We start from the raw sequence: 17383 nt of genomic DNA on the forward strand, positions 1-17383 counted from the left end.
CGCCAACGGCAAAACGGGCAAGCTGCGCGCGCCGAAGCGGACTATTCCACCAGGGCGGCCCGGCCACCCCCCTTCGCCTTCGCCGCCAGCCGGCCGAAGGGTCCGCTGATCGCCCACGCCGCGCCCACGACGATCAGCGCCAGCGCCCCCCAGCGCATGAGCGCGGCGGCCAGCGCTCCGTCGAAGGCGGGCCACGTGAAGCGGTAGGCCAGCAGGTCGGAGCCCCGGTCCGTCATCCAGTGCCAGCCGGTGTGCGCCAGCAGCGCCGACCCGATGATCGTCCCCATCCGCTCCGCCACCACCTTGCGGAACAGCATTTCGACCACCGGAACGGCGACCGCGACCACGACGAGCTGTCCCAGTTCCACGCCCACGTTGAACGCGAGCAGGGACGTAAGCAGGTGTCCGCCGGCGAACTGCAGCGACTCGCTGAGCGCGAACGAAAAGCCGAACCCGTGCACGAGCCCGAATCCGAACGCGAGCAGCCAGCGTTTTCGAGGCTTTGCCCCGACGATGTTCTCGAGCGCCATGTAGACGATCGAGAGCGCGATGAGGGTCTCGATCAGCGGCGGGAACCAGAGCGCGCGGGGCGCGATCCCGAAGGCGGAGGCGATGAGCGTGATCGAATGCGCAATCGTGAAGGACGTGATGACCGGGACCAGACCCCACAGCGTCCGCAGCGGGATGACGAGGCAGAGGAGGAAGAGGAGGTGGTCGATCCCGTCCAGGATGTGCGTGAAGCCGAGGGACACGAAGCGCAGCGCGGCCTGGTGCCAGCGCGGGTCGAGCCGCACGAGTCCGGGGTCGCCGACGTACTGGAAGACGCGCTCCGGGCGGTCCGGCGGCCGCAGGCGCAGCACCGTGACCGTGCGCAGGCCGAGGTGCGCGAAACCCGGATCGATCGAGAAACGGGACTCGTCCGACGCGATATCGTACTCCAGCAATACATCGAGCAGAGCCTGGCGCCACGGGAGCTGCAGCCCGGGGTCGAGCGGTGGGTCGTCGAAGTGCGCCAGTGCCGTCTCGTAGCTGGCGAAGGATCGGTCCGAAGGAAGAGAAACGCGGGCCGCCACGATGCGGGGCGCCTCCAGGCGTCGATCTTCCTCGTAGAACGTCACATAGTCGGCGAGCCAGAGTTGCGCCGCGTCGCGGAGGAACGGATCCGCCGCTTCCAGATCCAGGTACCCGAGTCCGTACCGGGGGAACTCGATGTCCCGCATCGCCTCGAGCGGCGCCCGGACGAGAAAATGGAGACGTGACCCCTCCGGCGTGACGAAGGCCTGCACGGTGACGTCCGCGGGGATCTCGTGCGGCACGGCAGGGACCGCCTCGGCCGCGCGATCCGACGCCTCCCGCTCAGGTGCCGCCCGCGCCGCGCCGGCCAGGCTCGTCAGGCCGTAGAGTACGAGGACGCACCCCATCAAAAGCGCCGTGCGCCGGGTTGGACGCCGTGTGTTACATCGCTTCATCCGCGATCCCCGAACTCCGCGAGACTGGGAAAAGCCTGCCTTGGTCCGCCCGCACGATGGCGCGGCAGGCCCGCGCCGTCGACCCCGACCGATCTCTGGACGAACGCGGACGGCATCTGTAGCGTGAATCAATCGGAAAAAATCAGGATCGGGCGACTCGGAAGCGACTCGGTATCCGCAAGGAGAGACGGCCATGAACGGAAAGCGGCGAACCCTCATCTTCGGTGTGGTCGCGGGCATCGCTCTCGCGCTGGCGTGCGGCCAGGCGGCCATGGACGACGGGGCTCAGGCCAGCGAGGGGCAGGGCGTCGAGGCGCCGATGTTCGAAGTGGATCCGTTCTGGCCGAAACCGCTGCCGGACCATTGGGTGCTCGGCTCGGCCATCGGGGTGGGCGTGGACTCGCGCGACCACGTCTTCATCGTGCACCGCGGCAACCTCACCGAGCGTACGGAGGGCGGGGCCGACGCCGACCCGCCGATTGGCGAGTGCTGCCGCGCCGCGCCGCCCGTACTCGAGTTCGATCCCGAAGGAAACCTCGTCAACGCCTGGGGAGGGCCCTCCGAGGACTACGTGTGGCCGGGCTCCAACCATGGCATCACCGTCGACCACATGGACAACCTGTGGATCGGGGGGAACGGGCCGAACGACACGCACATCCTGAAGTTCTCCCGCGACGGCGAGTTCCTCGCCTCGTACGGTGAGCCAGAGGCGGGCCCCGAACCCGACAGCCATAGCGAGACGCGCTTCAACCGCGTGGCCAAGCTCGCCTTCGACGCGGCGGCCAACGAGGCCTACCTCGCGGATGGCTACGGCGGCCGCAGAGTCGCGGTGCTGGACGCATCGACCGGGGCCTTCAAGCGCTACTGGGGCGCCTACGGCAACGCGCCCGACGACACGCGAACGCCGCCCTACGACCCCGACGCGCCGCTCATCCAGCAGTTCCGGACGCCCGTGCACTGCGCCGAGCCTTCGCTCGACGGCCTCGTGTACGTGTGCGATCGCCCCAACGACCGCATCCAGGTCTTCCAGACGGACGGCACCTACGTCGACGAGGTGCGGATCGCGCCACGCACGCTCGGCGACGGGTCGACGTGGGACATCGCCTTCTCGCGCGATGCGGATCAGAAGTACATGTACGTCGCCGACGGGAAGAACATGCGGGTCTACATCATGGACCGCGCTTCGCTCGAGATCCTGACCAGCTTCGGGGACGGCGGCCGTCAGCCGGGCCAGTTCTTCGCCGTCCACAGCATCGCGACGGACTCGAACGGCAACATCTACACGACGGAGACCTACGAGGGGAAGCGCGTCCAGAAGTTCGTGTACATGGGCATGGGCCCGGTGCCGGCCGAGCACCAGGGGCCGCCCTGGCCGCGCGGCGACCAGTAGACCGGTAGACGGTCGGATCGGCGAGGAGGTACAGGCATGAACGGCAGGCGGGGAACCCTCATCGGAGGTGTGACGGCCGGCGTTGTCATTGCGCTCGCGTGCGGGCAGGCCGCGATGGACGACGCGGGATCGGCCGACGCGACGGGACAGGGCGTCGAGGCGCCGATGTTCGAGGTGGATCCGTTCTGGCCCAAACCGCTGCCCGAACACTGGCTCCTCGGCTCCACGATCGGAGTCGGCGTCGACTCCCGCGACCATGTGTTCATCATCCATCGTCGCGCCTCCATCGACGCCCGTACCGAACTGGGCGCCGCCGCCGATCCGCCGATGTCGGAGTGCTGCAACCCCGCGCCCGAGGTGCTCGAATTCGATCCGGAGGGCAACCTCGTGAACTCGTGGGGAGGCCCGTCCGACGAATACGTGTGGCCCGAGTCGAACCACGGGATCACGATCGACCACATGGACAACGTGTGGATCGGCGGCAACGGGGCGAGCGACTCGCACATCCTCAAGTTCTCGCGCGACGGCGAGTTCCTCGCGTCCTACGGGCAACCGCAGGTGGGGATGGAGCCCGACAGCCGCAGCGAGACGCGCTTCAACCGGGTGGCGGAGGTCGGCTTCGATGCGGAGGCCAACGAAGCCTACGTCGCAGACGGCTACGGCGGCCGGCGCGTGGCGGTGCTCGACGCGTCGACCGGTGATTTCAAGCGCTACTGGGGCGCCTACGGGAACGCGCCGGACGACACGCCGCCGCCCCTCTACGATCCGGACGCGCCCCCTTCGCAGCAGTTCCGGACTCCGGTGCACTGCGCGCAGCCCTCGCTCGACGGTCTGATCTACGTCTGCGACCGTGCGAGCGACCGGATCCAGGTCTTCCGGACGGACGGGACGTACGTGGATGAGGCGTTCGTCGCGCCCCGGACGCTCGGCGCCGGATCAACGTGGGACCTCGCCTTCTCGCGCGACCCGGAGCAGCGGTACATGTACGTCGCCGACGGATCGAACCACCGGGTCTACGTCATGGATCGCGCCTCGCTGGAGGTGCTGACCAGCTTCGGCGACGGAGGCCGGCAGCCGGGGCAGTTCATCGGCGTCCACAGCATCGCGACGGACTCGAGGGGCAACGTCTACACGACGGAGACCTACGCCGGGAAGCGGATCCAGAAGTTCGTGTTCATGGGCATGGGTCGCGTGCCGGCCGAGCAGGGCACCCCCTGGCCGGGCTAGGACGGGCTGCTAGGAAACCTGTAGCCGCGCGTACAGGTAGCGGCCGTTGAACCCCATCGCCGAGAACGAGCGGTAGGGGAAGATCCCTCCGAACGCGTCCACGCGCGTCGGGAATGAATCGAAGAGGTTCTCGCCGCCGACCGTGAGGCGCCACCCTCGCGCCACGTCGACATGGACTCCCGCATCGATTGTGACCTTCGGTTCGAGGAGTCGGATCCTGTGGGGGTGCTCTCCGACGCCGAGCGCGCGCAGTTCCTCCTGCGCCCCGTACACGTTCGCCCCCAGGCCGAACTCGAAAGCGCCGGTCGTGAACCTCGTCCCGAACCTGCCGCGCCAGTCCGGGCGCCCCTCCTCGAGGAAGAAGACGTCGAACCCGTCGTAGATCCTGAACGATTCGTCCCGCAGGGCCTCGTTCTCCCCCACGCAGGCCGCGATGTCGCCCTCCGGGCAGCGCCCGCGGACCTGCCCCCAGCCCGCGGAGGCGCCGAGTTCCAGGCGTGATGCGTCCCCGAGCCGCCGCCCCCATGTGAGCCTCGCATCGACGCCGTACGACCGCAGGTCGATCGCGTTGGAGAAGAAACGGACCGATTCCGCGGCGAAGTCCGCCAGCAGGTGATCGACCAGGCCGCTGGCGCCTTCCGCGAGCGGGTTGGAGAGGAGGATCGCGTCGTCGACGTCCGTCGCGTAGCCGTCGATTGTGAAACGCAGGCCGTCGGCCGGCTCGAACGCGAACCCCGCGCTGACGGAGCGCGACCGCTCCCCGCGGAGGGGCGATGCGCCGACCGCCCCGGCTTCCGGAGCGTCCACCGGAAACGTCCCCGCCTCGAACCCGGCGGTCGCGCCCGGCTCGTCCGGGTCTTCACGACGCCCCGCCGTGACGTGTCCGTAGTGGGACTGGCTCAGCGCGGGCGGCCGGAATCCCGTGGACGTGCTTGCCCGGAAGGCGGCGGCGTCGGAAAGGGCCAGGCGCAGCCCGAGCTTCCCGCTGACCGTGCCGCCGACGTCGCTGAAGCGCTCGTAGCGTCCCGTCGCGGAGAGCAGGAGCGGCCGCAGGAGCGGCGCGTCGACCTGACCGTGGAGGCTGAAGCTCGACCGGTGCCAGATCCCGGTCTCCTCCGGCCGGAAGCCCGTGAAGCGCTGAGAGCCCGCCGGCGCGATGCCGCCGCTCTGGGTAGGGTGGAAGCCGTCCACCCTCGACGCGGGTTCCCCCGCCAGGATGCGGTAGCTGTCGAGGCGGAACGTCGCCCCGAGCGCGACGCTCGCCGGCCCCCCGCCGAGCCCCATCTCGATCCGGCCCCGCACGTCCGCATTCGCAAGGAACTGGCGGTTCTCGAGCGAGCCCGTGGAGAACCGCGTCCGGTTCGGGATTCCCGGGTCGTCCGCGGTCCCGGGAATCCCGTCCGGGCCGGGCGCGCACGCCGACTCGAGGCAGGGCCCGAGCGATGGGTTGAGCGTGTCGAAGAGGTCGTTGTCGATCCGATTCGAGCCGTACTGGGCGTTCAGGTCCCAGCTCCAGTCCCCCGCGAAGCCGTACCCGGCGTCGGTCCCGGACCCATCTCCCGGCAGATCCTCCCCGCCTCCCCGGAAGCCTGTGACGATAGCAACGTCCCGGGAGTCGGCGTCGAAGCGCGGCAGAAAGCCAAGCGGATGGATCCCGGGCCAGTTGCGGTCGTCCATCGAACGCACGAAGAAGCCCGAGTGCCGGTCACGCCGCCGGCTGTAGCCTCCGAACGCGTAGAGTTCGGCGCCGCCGGGGCCGGCGCGCGCGGCCGCGAGGGGGAGTTCGAAGTTGGCGAACAACATGAAGTTCGAGGACTCGCCGTCTCCCCACAGGTGATTCGGCTGCGCCACCTCGTTGTGTTTTCGGATGACGAGACCCCGGTCGACGAAGTCCGCGTCCCCCGGGAGGATCTGGTCGCGGCCATCGGCGCCCGCGCGGTTCGTCGGGTCCCGCTGGCTGAACGCGCTCGTGAGGTTCAGGACGCCGCCCCGGCCGATGCCCAGTCCCCAGTTCCCCGAGAAGTCGTAGCGAAGCCCGTCGTCATCCCATTCATCCGGAAAGTGGTGCCCGACGGAAGCGATGAACTCGGGCGCCGAGACCGTGTTCCGGAGACGCAGGTCGATGACACCGGCGATCGCGTCGGAGCCGTGCCGGGTCGTGCCTCCGTCGCGCACGACCTCCAGGCGGTCGATCGCCTGAAGCGGCAAGGCGTTGATGTCCACGCCGCTCGCTCCCGGAAATGCGCCGCCGCCCAGCGTGTGCACGACCGCCGTGGCGTGGCGGCGTTTCCCGTTCAGGAGGACGAGCGTGTGGTCCGGTGAAAGCCCACGCAGCTGGAAGGGCCGAACCCCCGACGTGAGATCCGCGACCTGGCGGCGCGGGAAGTAGGCGGACGGCAGGAGTTCGTTGAGGGCGGAAGCGAGTTCCGACTGTCCGGTCTCGAGTATCTCCACTCGCGAAAACACGTCGACGGACGCCGTGTTCCGCTCGTGGGTCGCCCGAGTGACGGTGTCCGGGGATGTCCGGCCCGACAGGCCGGTCTGCGCCTCGGCAGTCCGGGGCGCGGCAGCGGAATGGATCCCCGCGCCGGCGAGGAGCAGCGTCCCGAACGCGAACCGCGCGGAAGAGAAGGTCGTCATCCCGCATGTTCACACGCGCTCTGGCCGAACGCCAACATGCGGCCTCGGACCCGGACGGCGACGCCATCCGCCATCCCGCGCTGTACGGCGCGCGGATGGAGCGCAAGATTCGGGGCTCGGCCGCACTGGACGACTCCCGAAGGATACGGCAACCCGTGGCAGAATTCCGCATGGCCAGACCCCGACCGACGACCCGAATCGCACGGACCCTGCTCGCGCTGGCGCTGCTCGGTACTTCCGCTTCCGCGGGCGCTCACGCCCAGCCCGTCGACGACGCGTGGCTCGATCTCCTCGAATGGCGCTCGATCGGCCCCACCCGCGGCGGCCGCGTGCTCGGGGTGGCCGGGCACCCCACGGACGATCTCGTCTTCTTTCAGGGTGTCGCCGGCGGCGGCGTCTGGAAGACCGAGGACGGCGGCGCGAACTGGCGGAACGTCTCCGACGGCTATATCGGCACGGGCTCCGTCGGGGCCGTCGAGGTCAGCCGTTCCCACCCCGACGTCGTCTACGTCGGCATGGGCGAGACGTGCATCCGCGGCAACGCCACCCACGGCGACGGCGTCTACCGCTCCGACGACGGGGGCGCGAGCTGGCGGCACCTCGGGCTCGCGGAGACGCTCCAGATCGCCCGCGTGCGCGTACATCCCGAGAACCCCGACATCGCCTGGGTGGCCGCGCTCGGCGACGCGTGGGGCGCGAGCGAGGCGCGCGGCGTGTACCGGACGCGCGACGGCGGCGCGACCTGGGAGAAGGTCCTGTACCGCGACGAGAATTCGGGCGCGATCGATCTCGTCCTCGATCCCGCGAACCCCGATGTCCTGTACGCGTCGCTCCTCGAATTGAGGCGCTTCCCGTGGGGCTTCCGCAGCGCGGGCCCCGGTACCGGACTCTTCAAGAGCACGGACGGCGGCGACACCTGGACCGAGCTGACCGACAACCCCGGTCTCCCCTCCGGCCTCAAGGGACGGATCGGGATCGCCGTCTCGCCTCGGAACTCCAGTCGTCTGTGGGCGATCGTCGACGCGGCGCGCGGGGTGAAGGGGATCTTCCGCTCCGATGACGCGGGGGAGACGTGGACCCGCGTGAACGAAGACGCCAACCTCCTGCAGCGCCCGTGGTACTACCACCACATCGTCGCGGACCCCGGAGACGAGAACACCGTTTTCGTCCTCAACGTCTTCCTCTGGAAGTCGACGGACGGCGGCGAGACCTTCGAGCGCGTGTTCACGCCGCACCCGGATCACCACGACCTGTGGATCGATCCCGCGAATCCCCGGCGGATGGTCAACGGGAGCGACGGCGGCGCCGCGGTGAGCTTCGATGGCGGCCTCTCGTGGTCGAGTCTTCTCAACCAGGCGACGGCGCAGATGTACCACGTGACGGCCGACCACCAGACGCCGTACCGACTCTACGCTTCCCAGCAGGACAACACGTCGATCTCCGTTCCCGTCCGCTCGGATTTCGGCCGCATCAGCATCGAAGACTGGTACACGGTGGGTGGGGGCGAGGATGGCTACATCGCGGTGAACACCGAGGATCCGAACATCGTCTACGCGGGGGACCATCACTGGGTGTACCGCTACGACCACCGCAACCGGCAGGTGCGGGACATCTCCCCGAACCCCGAGACGCACTACGGCTGGGGTTCGGCCGACATCAACTACCGGTTCTGGTGGACGTACCCGGTGATGACGTCGCCCCACGATCCGGACGTCCTCTACGTCACCTCGCAGCACGTCCATCGGACGACGGACGAGGGGCACAGCTGGGAGGTCATCAGCCCCGACCTCACGCGCGCCGATCCGCGGACGCTGGAACCGACACCGGCGTACGAAGATGAGGAAACGGGAGAATACTGGGGGCCGATCACGCGGGAGGCCTACGGTCCCGAGTGGTACGCGACGATCTTCGCGTTCGCCGAGTCGCCGCTGGAGCCGGGGCTCCTGTGGGCAGGGTCGGATGACGGATACATCCACGTGTCGCGCGACGGCGGCGCGAACTGGGAGAACGTGACGATCCCGGATCTGCCGGAGTTTGCGTTGATTTCCATCCTCGAGCCGTCGCTTCACGATCCCGCGACCGCATACGTCGCCGCGACGCGGTACAAGCTCTCGGACCACGCGCCGTATCTGTACCGGACCAGGGACTACGGAGAGACGTGGACCCGGATCGTGACGGGAATTCCGGACAACGACTTCACTCGCGTCATCCGGGAGGATCCGGGCCGGGCCGGGCTCCTGTACGCCGGCACCGAGCGCACGGTCCATGTTTCGTTCGACGCCGGGGACTCCTGGCAGCCGCTGAGCCTCAACCTCCCGGTCGTCCCCATCCACGACCTCGTGCTCCGTGATGGGGACCTCGCGGCGGCCACGCACGGGCGCTCGTTCTGGGTCCTGGACGACGTGGATCTGCTCCATCAGTTCGCGGCCGGGGAAGTGGCGACCGAACCGAGGCTCTTCCGTCCGCCGACCACGACCCGCTTCAACCCGGGCGCCGCACCCGCCGCCCTCTTCTCGGCCATGGGCCGGCCGGGCGCGGGGGATCCCGCGGGCGCGAATCCGCCGGATGGCGTCGTCATCCCGTACTACCTGCCGGAGGCCGTGCAGGGCGGAATCACACTGCGGGTCCGCGAAGGGGAGGCACTGATCCGCGAATTCTCGAGCGAAACAGCGGCGGAGTCGGCCGGCATGGACTTCTTCGGCCGCGGCGGCGGAGGCGCGACGCTCTCCGCCGATGCCGGCGCGCACACCTTCGTCTGGGATCTGCGCGTGGATCCGGCCGACGTGCTCGACGGCGCCGTCTTCCAGGGGAGCGCCCAGGGTCCGCGCGTGCCGCCCGGCGAGTACACCGTCGAACTCGATCTCGGCGACCGCACGCTTGCGCAGCCGTTCACGGTCGTGCGCGATCCGAGGGTGGACGTGACGGACGAGGAACTGCGCGCACAGTTCGAGTTCCTGCTCGAAGCGAGGGACCGCCTGACCGAGACGATGGAACTCGTGGCGAGGATCCGGGATCTGCGCACCCGGGCCGAGCAGGCCGTGGAGCGCGGCGGAGGAGGAGACCGTCTGCGGGCCGCGCTCTCGGAGTTGAACGGCGAACTCTACCCCGTCGAGGAACGCCTCGTGCAGTACCGGGCGCGCGCCGGCCAGGACCTGATCGCGAACCCCACCGCCATCGACAGCAAGCTGGCGCGGCTCATGGGATTCGCTTCAATGGGCGACGGCCCGCCCACGCGGGGACAGATCGATCTGCTGGCCCGCCTGGCGGTCGGAATCGAGGAGCGGGCCGCGGCGGTGGACGAGATCGAGCGGACCACGTGGGCGAACCTCGTGAGGCTCGTCCCCTGACGCGGGGCGTTGCCGCGGTCTGTTGCGCGTGACCGGTCCGGCTAGCGGTTGCGCGTCGTGATCACGAGGGCGCCGATGTAACCGTCGCCGCCGTAGCGGGCGGAAGCCTCCGTGCGCGTCAGGATCTCGATCCGGCTCACGTCGTCGATGGACAGCTCGCGAATCGCGTTCACGCCATCGCCTTCGCGCCTTTCGTTGATGCGCACTTCCACCGCCTGCTCCCGGTGCGATCCCCACGCGCTCAACGTCACGGACGTGAGGAGGATGACCTCGCCCAGCGTGCTCAGTCGGTCGAATTTGAGGAGGGAGTGTTGGCGCAGCAGCTCGTAGACGCTCATCTCGGGGAGATCCAGAAGATCCTCGGCGCGAATGACCTGGGAGCCCAGAATTCGGCTCCGGCTGCCCCCGGCGGAGAGGGATCCGACCTCTTCCCTCCGTTCGGGCTGCACCGTCAGCGAGAGAAAGAGATCCTGCTGGGCCAGCGTGACGGCGGTGTTGTAGGAGACGGCTACACCTCGCCAATCCCCGAAGATGGCCCTCAGCGAGACGTCCGCGTCCCGCGGCAACCCGCAGATCGCGTAGAGGCCCTCCGCCCCGGCTTCGGCTTCGACGCGTTGACGGGCGTCGTATTGCACCCAACTGGCCGCCACGGTCGCGCCGGGCACGATCGTCCCCATGTCCGGATCCGTCACGTAGCCCACGACCGCCGCTTCCGTCTCCGGATCCCCTCCGGGACAGAATTCGGTGAAGGACTGCGCGGCCGCGGAGTTCGCGACCACGAGCACCAGTGCAGGCGCCGAAAGGCGCGCAATCGAGTACGGCATGTCGACTTCTCTCCCCTGATTTCCAGGACGCGACGCTAGCGGCCTCGCGTCGTAATCGCGATCGCTCCGACGAAACCGTCTCCACCGTAGCGCGCGGACGCCTCGGTACGCGTCAGAATCTCTATCCGGCTGACCTCATCGATCGACAGATCGCGGATCGCCGCAACGCCATCCACCTCCCGCCGCTCGTTGATCCTCACCTGGACCGACTGCAGCCGGCCCGCGCGGAGGCTCGATGTCGCGGAGGTGAGGAGGATGACCTCGCCCAACGTGCTCAGCCGGTCGAATCTGAGGAGCTGGTGCCGACGAAGAAGCTCGTACACGCTCATCTCCGGCAGATGAAGGAGATCCTCCGCGCGGATGACTTCCGAACTGAACGCCTGACCCCTGCCGCCACCGGCGGCCAGCGATCCGACCTCCTCCCTCGTCTCGGGCTCCCCCGTAAGCGAAATGAAGAGGTCCGCCTGCGCCAGCGGAGCGGAGGTCGTGTAGGGAACGGCTTCGCCGCGCCGGTCTCCGAGGAGGGCGCGCAGCGCGACCTCGGTATCCTGCGGGAGTCCGCAAAGCGCATAGAGCCCCTGAATGTCCGTCTGTACCTCGATTCGCTGACGCTCGTCGTCCTGCACCCAGCTCGCGGCCACGGTCGCGCCGGGCACGATCGTCTCCGCCTCCGGATCCGTCACATAGCCCACCACGGCCGCCTGCGTCGCTTCGTCGCCGCCGGGACAGAAGTCGACGAACGACTGGGCCGCGGCGGTGTTCGCGATGACCAGAAACAGAGCAGGCCCCGGAAGGCGCAAGAGCGAGTGCTGCATGTCGATCCCTCTCGTCTGCGATAGTTCTCTCGGCAGTAGCACGCGTGTGCGGGCGCGACGACGGTCGGCTGTCTCGGTGCGGGCGATCCACCGACCTTTTAGGATACTCCCCGTCCGATTCGCGTTTAGTCAGGGGGCCGGTCAAGAAGTCGACGGACCCTGTCACACCTGATACCCCGCAACATGCCGAGGGTGCCGCAAAGGGCGTTACGGAGGAGCCGCTGAGCAAGATCGACAGACGAAATTTCGTGCGCCGCGCCGGACGCCTGGCGGGGGCCGCGGCGCTCGCGCCGTCGCTCTCGGGTCTCGCCGCGTGTGCCGGATCGGCGGCCGCGACCCCGCGCTCGACGGCTCGCGGATCCGCCGGATATGGACCCCTGCGCCCGGCGGGCCCGGAACTCGCCCTCCCCGAGGGGTTTTCCTACGTCGCTCTCAGCGTGGAGGGCCGTCCCATGTCTGACGGTCGGCCCACGCCCCGAGCCCACGATGGGATGGGACTCTTCCAGATGGGCGACGACGTCGTCCGCCTGGTGCGAAACCACGAGGACCAGGATCCCCCCGGCCTCGCGGTGCCGCTCGTGCCCCCCGAACTGGCGTACGATCCCCTCGCGGGCGGGGGCACCACGACGCTGGAAGTCCGGATCGAGGCGGACGGGCGTCCGGTCCTCCTGCGGGATTTCGTGAGCGCGGGGGGGACAATGATCAACTGCGCCGGCGGCCCGACTCCGTGGCGCAGTTGGCTGACGTGCGAGGAAACGACCTTCGGACAGCGGCGTGGCTGGGCCGCGCCCCACGGGTATGTGTTCGAGGTCCCCGCCGATGCGAACGAACCGGTCCGTGCCGAACCGATACGTGATATGGGACGGTTCACGCATGAGGCCATCGCGGTGGACCCCGCGACGGGATTCGTCTACGAGACGGAAGATTACAATCGCCGCTCGGGGTTCTATCGCTTTCGGCCTCACACTCCGGGCGTTCTTCGGGATGGTGGCGTTCTGGAGATGCTCGCCGTGCGCGGGGCGCCGCAGGTGGATCTCCGCACCGGCCAGCAGCCGGGCGTATGGCGTGAAGTCGAATGGGTGCCGATCGAGAACCCCGACCCTCCCGAAGCGGAGCGCAGCGCGTCCACGGTCTGGAGGGAGGGGTTCGAGGCGGGAGGGGCGAGGTTTTCCCGGCTCGAGGGCTGCTGGCACGCGGATCGGAGCATCTATTTCCTCGCGACGAACGGGGGCGACGCCCAACTGGGCCAGGTCTGGCGGTACGTCCCGGACGAAGAGGCGCTGGCGCTCGTCTTCGAGTCGCCGTCCGAGGATGTGCTCTCCGGACCGGACAACGTCACGGTGAGTCCCCGCGGCGGGATCCTCATCTGCGAGGACAACTCGGGCACGACGCACCTCCGGGGATTGTCGCCCGCGGGGGAGATCTTCCCCTTCGCGCGGAATCTCCTGAACGAGCGCGAGTTCGCCGGCGCCTGCTACAGTCCCGATGGCCGGACGCTCTTCATCAACCTCCAGGGGGACACGATCTCGATGGGCCCGGGGAACCTCGGGCAGACGTTCGCGATCTGGGGACCCTGGGAGCGGGGCGCGCTCTGAGCCGGCGAAGGGCCGCGCTCGGCGTGGCGCTCGCCGCCGCGCTCTCGGGACAGGCCTGCGTGTGGTCCGTCCCGCTCGCGACCACGCCGTCCGCCGACCCGACCCCGTCCGCCGACCCGTCGCTCTACGCCGTCGGCTGGACGCAGACCGGCATCGCCTCGTGGTATGGCGAGCCGTTTCACGGTCGGACCACGGCGGCCGGCAACACCTACGACATGGATGCCATCTCCGCCGCCCACCAGACGATCCCGTTCGGGACCCGGATCCGCGTGGACAACCTCGACAACGGGCGCTCCATCGACCTCGACGTGACCGACCGCGGCCCCTTCGTGCCCGGCCGCATCCTGGACCTGTCCCGGGGGGCGGCAAGGGAGCTCGAGATGATCGGGCCCGGTACGGCGCGCGTCCGGATCACCGTCATCGGGACGGCGACCCCGGTCTCCGCGCGAGGCGGCTGCGTCGTCGTCCAGGTCGCCTCCTTTCGGGAGCGCCGGAACGCCGAGGCCAGGCGGCAGGAGGTGGTGCGGGCAGGGTTCGAAGCCTCGATAGAGCCGTACGAAAACATGTACCGCGTCGTGGCCGGCCCCTTCGCCGATGAGCCGGCCGCCGGCCGCGCGCGCGAAACGCTGGGCGGGTTCATGCGCCGCTGCTGACGCGGGGTCTTGCCACGAACTGCCGGGGGAGACCGGCCGCCGGCCGGGGCGTGACCTCGCTCGCGCTTCAGTCGTGCTAGTGTCGACGCAGATCGCAATAGCGAACGTCGGGTGCCTCGGGTAACTTTCGGCACCCCCTTGACTGCTTGCCGTCCGCGATGCGGCACGGTCCCCCGGGGTCCAGGAACCCGGGAAGGCCGAAAGCAGTGGTTTCCTGGTGGAGGTTGTATGCTTCGGAGAACTCACGCGCTCGTCGCGCTCGCCGCTCTCGCGGTCTTCTCGGGTCCCGCCGCTGCCGTGCTGGAGGGGCAGGCCGGCCGGTACTTCGGCCGAAACAAGGTGGTCTACGAGTCTTTCGACTTCGAGGTGCTCAAGACGCAGCACTTCGACATCTACTACTACGACGAGAGCGCGGTCGGCGCGCAGATGGTCGGCCGCCTGGCCGAGCGCTGGTACGCCCGCCTCTCCCGCGTGCTCAATCACGAGTTCCGCCAGCGCCAGCCGATCATCCTCTACGCCGACCATCCGGACTTCGAGCAGACGAACACCTCCGGCCAGTTCATCGACGAGGGCACGCAGGGCTTCACGGAGATCCTGAAGCGGCGGCTCGTCATGCCGATGATGGTGTCGATCCACGAGACCGATCACCTGCTCGGCCACGAACTCGTGCACGCCTTCCAGTTCGACATGACGGGGCAGGGGACGGGAGGCCCGGGGCTGGACGTGCCCGGTGCGATCCGGCTCCCGCTGTGGTTCATCGAAGGCATGGCCGAATACCTCTCGATCGGGCCCATCGATCCGTTCACGACGATGTGGATGCGCGACGCCCTCGATCTGGAAGATGGATTCCCGACGATTCCGGAACTCGCTGATCGACGGTACTTCCCGTACCGCTACGGCCACGCGTTCTGGTCCTACATCGGCGGCGCGTTCGGGGACGACCGGATCGGCCGGATTCTCAACCTCGCCGCGCGCACGGGGAATGCGCTGGCGGCGATCGAAGCCGTCCTCGAGGTGCCGATCGGAGAGCTTTCGGACCGCTGGAAGAGCGAACTCGAGACCTATTTCGCGGACGCGCGTCAGGAGACCCGCTCCCCCGACGACTACGGGCGCCGCGTCGTGTACGAGCCTCCTGATGAGGGGAAGCTCCACCTTGGTCCGGCGCTGAGTCCCAACGGCCTCGACATGGTCTACGTTTCGCAGAGCGACCTCTTCTCCATCGAGATGTTCGGGGCCGACGCGCGCACAGGGGAGGTGAAGCGCCGCCTCACGAACAACGCGGTCGACCCGCACTTCGAGAGCCTCCAGTTCATCCACTCGGCGGGGGACTGGCACCCGAACGGCCGGCTCTTCGCGGTCGCCGGCATCAAGACGGGCAATCCGCTGCTCACGATCATGGAGGCGGAGAGCGGTAACATCGTCAGCGAGATCCCGGTCGAGGGGTTTCAGATGGGCGCGATCTTCACGCCGAGCTGGTCGCCGGACGGGTCGCACATCGCGTTCAGCGGCCACTCCGCCGGGTTCACCGATCTGTATGTGATCAACGTCGAGACCGGGCAGTTGAGGCGGCTCACGGCGGACCCGTTTGCCGACCTCCAGCCCGCCTGGTCGCCCGACGGCCGGTCGGTGGCGTTCGCGACGGACCGCTTCACGACCGATCTGGAGTTGCTCGTCCCGGGGACCTACCAGGTCGCGCTGCTGGATCTGGAAAGCGGCGAGATCGAGCCGCTGCCGGGCTTCGACGACCAGTTCAGGAACTACAATCCGCAGTGGTCTCCGGACGGCCGGAGCCTGTACTTCGTGTCGGACCACGACGGGATCGCCAATCTCTACCGGCTCGACCTCGAGACGCGGGAGCGGTACTTGGTCACCGACCTGTGGACCGGCGTGAGCGGACTCACGGCCATCAGCCCGGCCGTGTCCGTGGCGCGCGGCGCGGGCGATGTCGCGTTCAGCGTGAACAAGGGTGGCCCGTTCAGCTACGAGATCTATGTGATCGACGACCCGGAGGTCCTGGCCGGGGAGCCGGCGCCCGAGATGCTCGTGGGCGTCGACGCCTCGATCATCCCCCCGCGGGAACGGCTGTCGACCGCGCACGCGGAACTGCTCTCCAACGCCCGCCTCGGCCTGGCCGACCCGATCACCTTCGAGGAGGGCGAGTTCGAGTCCCGGTTGTCCCTCGACTTCATCTCTCAGCCCACGATCAACTTCGGGGCGAGTGATTTCGGGGTCTTCTTCGCGGGCGGCGCGAGCCTGTTCTTCTCGGACCTGCTCGGAAACCGTACGCTGCAGACCATCCTGCACGTCAATACGACCTTCGGGGATCTGGTTCAGGGGACGGCGCTCCTCGCCGGCTACGAGAACCGGTCCAGCCGCTGGAACTGGGCGATGATCGGAGGCCAGGTGCCGCTGGTCACGCGCCAGGTCGGGTTCCAGCAGGTTCCGGTCGGGGACAGGGTCGTAAACGTCTTTCGGGACTTCCGCTGGTTCGAGGTCAACCGGGAGGTGACCGGGATCGTCGCCTACCCCTTCAACCGGAACTCGCGGGTCGAATTCTCCGGCTCGGCACGCCAGATCGACTTCTCCGGCGAGATCGAGGAGTTCGCCTTCGACTTCTTCACGGGTCAGCTCCTGGCCCAGGAGGAAACGGATCTGCCGGACTGTGCGGGGGAGACCGTGTCGTTCGGGGGGGCGCCCTGCGCGCCGGAGTCGCTCTACACGGCGAGCGGAAGCGTCGCCTTCGTATACGACAGCTCCATCTTCGGCGGCACGAGTCCGATCGCCGGACAGCGCTACCGGCTGGAGGTGGAGCCCGCCGTGGGAACGCTCAACTTCCTCACGATCACCGGGGACGTCCGCCGGTACGTCCGTGCCGGGCCCTTCACGGTGGCCGGACGGGCGCTTCACTTCGGCCGCTGGGGCGGCGGATCGGACGACTGGCGCCTGGGCCGACTGTATCTCGGGGTGCCATCTCTCGTGCGCGGGTATGGGAACAGGTCCATCGGCGTCGCCGAGTGCACGGGCGCCGGCGGTCAGGCCGGGCTCTTCAGTTGTCCCCTGTTCGAGAATCTCATCGGCAGCCGCGTGGCGGTAGGCAACGTGGAACTGCGGCTTCCCCTCCTGGGCGGGATCGGCGTGATCCGGGCCCCGGGCGTGCCGCCGGTCGAAGTCGGCATCTTCTATGACATGGGCAAGGCGTGGTCGGGTGAGACGCCCCTGAACTGTCCCGCCGGGAACTGCGGGTTCGAGGATCGGAACTGGGTGTCGAGCGCCGGCTTCCTTACGCGGGTCAACCTCTTCGGCCTCATGATCGGCGAAATCAATTTCGTGCGGCCATTCGATCGTCCCGAGAAGGGCTGGATCTGGGAGTTCAATCTGACGCCCGGCTTCTGACGGCGAGGTCGGCGGCCGTCGCGGACGGCG

10 protein-coding genes are annotated in these 17383 nt (G+C 68.7%); 6 read left to right on the plus strand and 4 right to left on the minus strand.

Annotated elements, in window-relative coordinates; translation table 11 throughout:
- Positions 1-41 precede the first annotated feature (41 nt).
- Positions 42-1421, minus strand: coding sequence for a HupE/UreJ family protein (locus tag RN901_RS06035; RefSeq protein ID WP_310756983.1), 1380 nt, complete (start codon positions 1419-1421; stop codon positions 42-44).
- A 241-nt stretch (positions 1422-1662) separates the two neighbouring features.
- Here RN901_RS06035 and RN901_RS06040 point away from each other — a divergent pair, with 241 nt between their 5' ends.
- Both RN901_RS06040 and RN901_RS06045 read left to right on the plus strand, forming a co-directional pair.
- Complete coding sequence (locus RN901_RS06040) at positions 1663-2859, plus strand: hypothetical protein (protein ID WP_310756984.1); 1197 nt, start codon at positions 1663-1665, stop codon at positions 2857-2859.
- 36 nt (positions 2860-2895) lie between these two features.
- Complete coding sequence (locus RN901_RS06045) at positions 2896-4086, plus strand: hypothetical protein (protein ID WP_310756986.1); 1191 nt, start codon at positions 2896-2898, stop codon at positions 4084-4086.
- 9 nt (positions 4087-4095) lie between these two features.
- Here the strand turns inward: RN901_RS06045 and RN901_RS06050 are convergent, their stop codons facing one another.
- Positions 4096-6726 carry a TonB-dependent receptor gene (locus RN901_RS06050; protein WP_310756988.1) on the minus strand — a complete coding sequence of 877 codons (2631 nt, stop codon included), beginning with the start codon at positions 6724-6726 and terminating at the stop codon, positions 4096-4098.
- Positions 6727-6896: 170 nt separating this feature from the next.
- On the opposite strand from RN901_RS06050, the gene RN901_RS06055 reads away from it, so the two are divergent.
- Positions 6897-10073, plus strand: coding sequence for a hypothetical protein (locus tag RN901_RS06055; protein ID WP_310756990.1), 3177 nt, complete (start codon positions 6897-6899; stop codon positions 10071-10073).
- 41 nt (positions 10074-10114) lie between these two features.
- Here RN901_RS06055 and RN901_RS06060 read toward each other — a convergent pair whose 3' ends face one another.
- Positions 10115-10897, minus strand: coding sequence for a hypothetical protein (locus RN901_RS06060; RefSeq protein WP_310756991.1), 783 nt, complete (start codon positions 10895-10897; stop codon positions 10115-10117).
- A 35-nt stretch (positions 10898-10932) separates the two neighbouring features.
- Positions 10933-11712 (minus strand): hypothetical protein, encoded by a 780-nt coding sequence (locus RN901_RS06065; protein ID WP_310756992.1) that lies wholly within the window; start codon positions 11710-11712, stop codon positions 10933-10935.
- A 248-nt stretch (positions 11713-11960) separates the two neighbouring features.
- On the opposite strand from RN901_RS06065, the gene RN901_RS06070 reads away from it, so the two are divergent.
- The 3 genes from RN901_RS06070 to RN901_RS06080 all read left to right on the plus strand — a co-directional run bounded on the left by RN901_RS06070 (position 11961) and on the right by RN901_RS06080 (position 17353).
- Complete coding sequence (locus RN901_RS06070; RefSeq protein WP_310756994.1) at positions 11961-13307, plus strand: alkaline phosphatase PhoX; 1347 nt, start codon at positions 11961-11963, stop codon at positions 13305-13307.
- 23 nt (positions 13308-13330) lie between these two features.
- On the plus strand, positions 13331-13960 hold the full coding sequence (locus RN901_RS06075; RefSeq protein WP_310756996.1) for a septal ring lytic transglycosylase RlpA family protein: 630 nt from the start codon (positions 13331-13333) through the stop codon (positions 13958-13960).
- Positions 13961-14188: 228 nt separating this feature from the next.
- Entirely contained in the window at positions 14189-17353 is a 3165-nt protein-coding gene (locus RN901_RS06080) for a BamA/TamA family outer membrane protein (protein WP_310756997.1), read from the plus strand.
- The last annotated feature ends 30 nt before the right edge of the window (positions 17354-17383 follow it).

It is taken from the genome of Candidatus Palauibacter soopunensis (assembly GCF_947581735.1).
GTDB classification, from domain to species: domain Bacteria; phylum Gemmatimonadota; class Gemmatimonadetes; order Palauibacterales; family Palauibacteraceae; genus Palauibacter; species Palauibacter soopunensis.